General features: G+C 49.8%; 4 protein-coding genes. All 4 read left to right on the top strand.

Annotated elements, in window-relative coordinates; translation table 11 throughout:
• Nucleotides 1-1797, top strand: a 1797-nt coding sequence (locus EYC62_04995; protein ID TAH35152.1) for a hypothetical protein, incomplete at its 5' end; no start/stop codon positions are given.
• Nucleotides 1797-3668, top strand: a complete 1872-nt coding sequence (locus EYC62_04990) for a hypothetical protein (GenBank protein TAH35151.1) — start codon at nucleotides 1797-1799, stop codon at nucleotides 3666-3668. The genes EYC62_04995 and EYC62_04990, both read left to right, overlap by 1 nt.
• Complete coding sequence (locus EYC62_04985; GenBank protein ID TAH35150.1) at nucleotides 3668-5527, top strand: hypothetical protein; 1860 nt, start codon at nucleotides 3668-3670, stop codon at nucleotides 5525-5527. Before EYC62_04990 ends, EYC62_04985 begins: the two co-directional genes overlap by 1 nt.
• A gap of 175 nt (nucleotides 5528-5702) precedes the next feature.
• The gene (locus EYC62_04980) at nucleotides 5703-5966 is read left to right on the top strand and encodes a Usg family protein (protein ID TAH35149.1); all 264 of its coding nucleotides are present in this window, start codon (nucleotides 5703-5705) and stop codon (nucleotides 5964-5966) included.
• Nucleotides 5967-6500 lie beyond the last annotated feature (534 nt).

The following is a 6500-nucleotide window of genomic DNA, read 5'->3' as shown; positions in this document are numbered from 1 at the left end:
ACGGAGCGTGCGTTGGCGCGGTTATCGTCTGGGCAAAACGCTCCATCGGCGCGGTACGATGCCGCTGGAATCGCCGTATCGTCGCGCATTCGCGGTGAAATTGTCGCTTTGCAAAAATACCAGCAAAATGCACAACAAGGCGTCAGCATGCTGCAGGTTGCTGAAGGAAGCTATCAACGGATCAACGACATGTTGATGCGCATGCGCTCGCTCGCAGCGCAGGCGCAAAGCAGCAATCTGTCCAACGTCGAGCGCGGTATGCTGGATACCGAATACCAACAACTGAAACTGGAAATGAACCGATTGGCCGCCAGCACCCGGTTTAATGGCAATGGATTGTTCGATACCGGCAGCATCGCCTTTAACAACAGCGCGACTGATTATGCCAGTGGCGCATTCGCCACCGACGCCGAAGTTGCCGATTTCAACGGTGATGGCATCGACGACATGATTATGCGCAACACCGGCGGTCAGGTTTATTTATACGCCGGTATTGGCGACGGCACGTTTGCTTCCGCTGTTGCCATTGCCGTAACCACGGCAGTCAGCGCCATAGAAAGCGGCGATGTAAATGGCGACGGCAAGCGCGATTTAATCATTACTGATACCAACAACATTTTGGTGATGACCGGCAATGGTGATGGAACTTTCTCGACTCTCGCGACCTTCACCGCTGGTGGCAATGCATCTAACAGTTTGACCGTTGGCGATTTAGACGGCGATGGCATCGCGGAAATCATCGGTACTACTAACGGAAACATTGCAATTTGGAGTTATAGAAATGGCAACTTTACCAATACACAAACCTTAACCGCCACTATTGCTAACGTCAGCGTGCGTCTCGCTGATATGAACAACGATGGAAAAATGGATATCGTTACCGCCAGTATGTTCGGCGATAATCGTTTGCAAACATTCATTCAATCATCCAGCGGCGGATTCTCGGCTGGCGCCGTCAGTGCCGCGGTGGGATTCGGCGCCAACGATTATCAACTGAATGACATCAACGGCGACGGACAAATAGATTTGGTTTTGGCCACATTTAATACCGTTCGTATTGCCTATGGCGATGGACAAGGAGGATGGAGCTCTTATGTCAGCATGTCGACCGGATCTGGCGTCAATAATATTCTGCTAGGAGATATGAATGGCGATGGCGTCATCGACATTATGACACGCGGCGATGGATTTAGCGGTTTTGGTTGGTTCCAGGGCAGCACGCCTGGCGTGTTTGGATCATTCCAAACTGTCACAGGTTATGCCACCGGCAACGCGATCATTGGTCGCGATTTAAATCGCGATGGCCGTTTGGATATGGTGTTGGTGGATGGAACCAACCAACGTGTGCGCGTGCTAATGAACACGATTACGCAAGGCCTGGAAGGTTCTGTGCGCGTCAGCGGCCTTGCGGGAAGCGCCAATAATGTTGATTTCCGTGTTGGTGGCGTTACCACCGGTGCATTGGAATCGAGCAATCTGGGATGGAGCATGATCAGCTCCATAGGCGCCGCCAAACGCGCTGAAACTGCGATTAAGAAAGCGTTAGAAACCCTTATTCTACACCGCACGCGCGTGGCCGCTGCGATTAATAGATTGGAGAAAATCCAAGATAATATTGCAACTACCATGGAAAGTCAGGAAGGAGCCCGTAGTTCAATTGCCGATTTGGATGTGGCCTCAGAAATGACATCTTATACATCCAAGCAAATGATGGTCCAAGCCGGGATCGCGATGCTCTCGCAAGCTTCTAAAACGCAGCATATGGTAGCAGAGCTGCTGAAAGGAGGCGTTGCCTAATGTCGCTGACGATTAACAGCAACCAAACATCCACCATCGCTTTGCGCGCGTTGCAGCGTTCGCAAAATTCGATGGAGCGTGCGTTGGCGCGGTTATCGTCTGGGCAAAACGCTCCATCGGCGCGGTACGATGCCGCTGGAATCGCCGTATCGTCGCGCATTCGCGGTGAAATTGTCGCCTTGCAGAAATACCAGCAAAATGCACAACAAGCCGTCAGCATGCTGCAAATTGCCGAGGGTTCTTATCAACGCGCTGGCGAAATTTTAAATCGCATGCGGTCGCTGGCAACGCAATCGCAAAGTTCCAATTTATCATCCACCGAACGGGGAATGCTGGACACTGAATATCAGGCGCTGAAATCGGAAATGGCGCGTCTTGCGCGCAGTGTCAAGTTCAATCAAAACGATCTGTTCGCCGCAGGCAATATCAGCTTTGCATCGGGCGTAACTTATACGCCGACCGATATCGTCGCCGCCATGGATTACGATTTTGCGGATATCAACGGCGACGGCATCAAGGACATGATCACCACCAGCAACGCCATTACAGGCGTGCGGGTATTTTTAGGGCTTGGCGACGGCACTTTCAATACCACCAGCGACTATGCCATCAATATGGGATTAGGCGCCGTAATGACTAACGTCACTGTCGGCGATTTTAATGGCGACGGAAGAATGGATATCCTTGCCAATGGCACTAATGGAGCGGTAACCGCCCTGAACAATGGCGACGGCACATTTGCAATAGGAACAATCATTGCTGGCGGTGCAACCAACATTGTTACCGGCGATTTCAATGGGGATGGAGAGCTGGATTATGCGATTGCCAGCGGCACCAGCATTAGCATCCGGCTGAATGACGGCACCGGATTGAATTTCAGCAATGCCACTTTTATCCAATCGATTACCGCCAGTTCGATGGTGGCAGGCGATATGAACAACGATGGTATTTTAGATCTTGCTATCAACAATACCGCCGGTCAATTTATCGTCATGCAGAATGACGGCGGCGGAAATTTCACTTCCGGAGCCGCCAGCGGCGCCATAACCGGATCCGCCCGATTTAGCTCTCTGTCCGATATCGATGGCGATGGATTCTTGGACGTTGTTGTCGGCGATACAGGCAATTTATGGTATTTGCGCAATACCGGCAACGGAACCTTTGCCGCCGGAGTCAGCATCAGCATGGGCGCTGCATCACAACGCGCCAATTACGCTTATGATATCAATGGTGACGGATACCTGGACTTGATTTCCAGCAACTCCGGCGCCAACTTCGGCTTCCGCCAGGGCTATGGCGGCTGGAACTATGGTTCTTACCAAAGCGTTACTTCCGCATCCGGACAAAACGACATAGTAATGCGCGACTTAAATAATGACGGATTGGTGGACGCAATTGTACGCACCAACACGCAAGTCATCGTTTACATGAACACTTCCACTACAGGATTGCAGGGATCTGTTCGTGTCAGCAGCGCTTCTGGAACCAGCAACAACGTTGCTTTCCGCACCGGCAGTATGAATTTGAACGTGCTGGATTATCAAATGAGCACCAGCATGATCAACTCGCGAGGCACTGCCCTTCGCGCTGAACAATCAATTAAGCGTGCGATAGACCAATTAGGATTGTTCCGCAGTTCCGTGGCCGCATCCATCAACCGTCTTGAAAAAACGCAAGACAACATCGCCAACATGCTTGAAAACCAGGAAGGCGCCCGTAGCGCCATCGCGGATTTAGACGTGGCGCGGGAAATGACCGAATACACGGCCCAGAAAATTATGCAGCAAGCGGGCATTGCGATGCTGACGCAGGCAAATAAAACCCAAAGCATCATCGCCAAACTTCTGGAACTCAGCGAGGGGGTTAAATAATGCCGCTGACGGTTAGCACCAGCCAAGCTTCGACCATTGCCTTGCGATCGCTGCAACGTTCGCAAAATGCGCTGGACCGCGCCCTGACCCGTTTGTCGACAGGACAAAATGCTCCATCGGCCCGGTACGACGCCGCTGGCATCGCCATATCCTCGCGCATTCGCAGCGAATTGGTAAGCTTGCGGTATAACAGCATTAATGCCCAACAAGCGACTTCTTTATTACAGACCGCCGAAGGCGCTTATCAAAGAGTGCAAGAAATGCTGGTCCGCATGCGTTCTCTTTCCTCTCAGGCGCAGGGAGGAAATATATCAGCGGTCGAACGCGGCATGCTGGATACCGAATATCAGCAGATTAAATCGGAAATAACACGTCTTTCCAAATCCACCACTTTCGCCGGAACCGCTTTGTTTGACAGCGGAACCATCGATTTTACCGAATCCGCTTCTATTACCGCCACCGGCGGTGGCACCATTGCTGTTGCCGATTTTAACGGCGACGGAATCAACGATATGATTTATGCAACTAGCGCCACCAGCACAATTAATCTGGCTTTAGGCCGTGGCGACGGCACATTTGAAACAGCCACAACCGTTGTTAATGGTATAGCCGCCAACAATGTTGTAACCGGCGACTTTAACGGGGATGGCATAGCAGATATTGCTGTTAGCACGGCCTTAACGACGGTTGTCTACCAAAATAACGGCAACAACAGCTTTTCCCAAATCGCAGCAGGCCTAGCAGGTACCGTTGGATTAACCGTAATCGATGTCAATGGCGATGGAAAAAGCGATTTAGTGACTGCATCGGCAGGCACTAATTACCGCATACATCTAAGCAATGGCAGCGGATTTACTTCCACATCTTATAATGCCGGCATAACAATCACCGGCATTACCGCCGGCGATTTAAATAATGACGGAATTATGGACTTGGTATTCAACAGCACTACCCAAGTTCAAAGCACTATCGGCACAGGCGCCAGCTTTGCCAACGGGGCCATAACCGTTGTTGCTGGCGCTGCGACAATTAGAAACACCCAGCTTGTGGATATGAACAATGACGGATTTCTGGACATTGCAATAGGCGGTAGGCAGGGCGCATTTACCGCTACTGCTTTCTTTATCGCCAATTCCGCTGGCGCGTTGACAGGCGCACAATCGCAATACGCCGCTGGCGGCGTGGGAGAAATGTTGCTGAATGTGGCGGATTTAAATGCCGACGGACTGCAAGACATATTGTGGGCACCCACAGGCGAGGATCCATTTCAATTGCGCTATGTCACAGGCACCGGAAACTTTACTTTTGGCTCTACCGTGTTGGCGCAAACTATGGGCAGTACGATTGCAACCAGTATCGCCATCGCCGATTTGAATCACGATGGCCGCCTGGATATTTTGGTCCGGCAACTGGATACCGTGGATACAGGCATAAATATTTCCGTTGTCGGCCAAGAAGGATCTATCCGTGTTGGAAATAATGCCGCTACAATTAATAATATCAGCTATCGCCTGGGATCCACACGGTTAAATTCGCTTGATCAGCAGCTTGAATATAGCATGATCAATTCCGTCGGCGCGGCGAAACGGGCCGAGCAATCGATTAAACGTGCGATGGATCAACTAACCTTATTCCGCACCGGCGTTGGCGCCAATATCAATCGTTTGGAAAAGGTTCAGGATAATGTCGCCACCATGCTTGAAAATTACGAAGGCGCTCGCAGCTCTATCGCCGATCTAGATGTCGCAAAAGAAATGACCGAGTATACGTCACAGAAAATAGTACAACAGGCAGGGATTGCGATGCTGACACAAGCCAATAGAACCCAAAGCATCATAGCCAAACTATTGGAGACTTAAAAACTAAGGCAATTAATTGAATTATGCGCGCCAAGCTCCGATATACCCCGCAAAAAACAAAGAAAATTGAGTCACTTGCCGCAATTGCTAAACAATTTTAACTAAGACTATGATAATTAAGACATTTTTTACCAAAATGACGGCAAAATAGAATAATATATAAGTAAGGCTGTATATGAGCGAACTTGAGAAACAACTTAAAGATTACCGGCTAACTACCGCTGAAATATTATATCATTTGCCGGATTACCCTAGCCTACTACAAACGTTTTTATGGCAGGAATTGGACATCGCGCCCAAATTCCCTGTCCTGTTTAAATTCCTAAAATTTTGGGAAAAAAATATCGAAGGCAAGCTGTATAAAATCACGGTTTGCTCGAATCAGCTGATTAAACCGGCCGAATTCAAAATGGCCGACATATCGCTAAGCCTGCATTAATTTCTTAATCCAACTCGCTGTCAATTTTTCCTGTGCGCCGTTTTGCGCCAGGCGTTCGTTCAAACATTTCCAATCGACCCGATCAAGGTCCTGATCCTGATTGAAACAAGAAAAAACAATTTCTTCCCTGCCCGTTTTGGGATCGACATGGCGCTGAATACATTGCGCGCATATTTCCTTCATCATGCACTGCATCGGGGAATTGATCGATCCAATGGCGATGTGCGCGCCAGGCAAATAATTTTTCAGTTCCTTATGACGCGCCGCCGCTACCGCGGCCATCATGCGATCCGAACCGATGCATAGAATTCTATGCGCGCCATCTAATAAATCGTGGTGCTGCTGCATCGCCTGCACAATATTGCCTTTGAACGTGCGATCCTGCGCGCGCGATGGTCTAATTGCATCGCCAATATCATTGGCCCAGACGACAACATCCGCCGCAGATTCAATTTCATTTGGCTTGAAACGATCTTCCGAATTTTTATAACCGGCAAAATAAATGACTTTGTTATTCGCGGCGCGCATCGCCTT

The sequence above is a fragment of the Alphaproteobacteria bacterium genome (assembly GCA_004295055.1).
Lineage (GTDB): Bacteria > Pseudomonadota > Alphaproteobacteria > SHNJ01 > SHNJ01 > SHNJ01.
The sequence above is the reverse complement of the archived record's forward strand: the minus strand, read 5'-3'. Positions and strand labels throughout refer to the sequence as shown.

Bases quoted from the DNA above. Each gene is read 5' to 3' on its own strand.
- EYC62_04985 (TAH35150.1), top strand. From the start codon at position 3,668: ATGCCGCTGACGGTTAGCACCAGCCAAGCTTCGACCATTGCCTTGCGA.
- EYC62_04990 (TAH35151.1), top strand. From the start codon at position 1,797: ATGTCGCTGACGATTAACAGCAACCAAACATCCACCATCGCTTTGCGC.
- EYC62_04980 (TAH35149.1), top strand. From the start codon at position 5,703: ATGAGCGAACTTGAGAAACAACTTAAAGATTACCGGCTAACTACCGCT.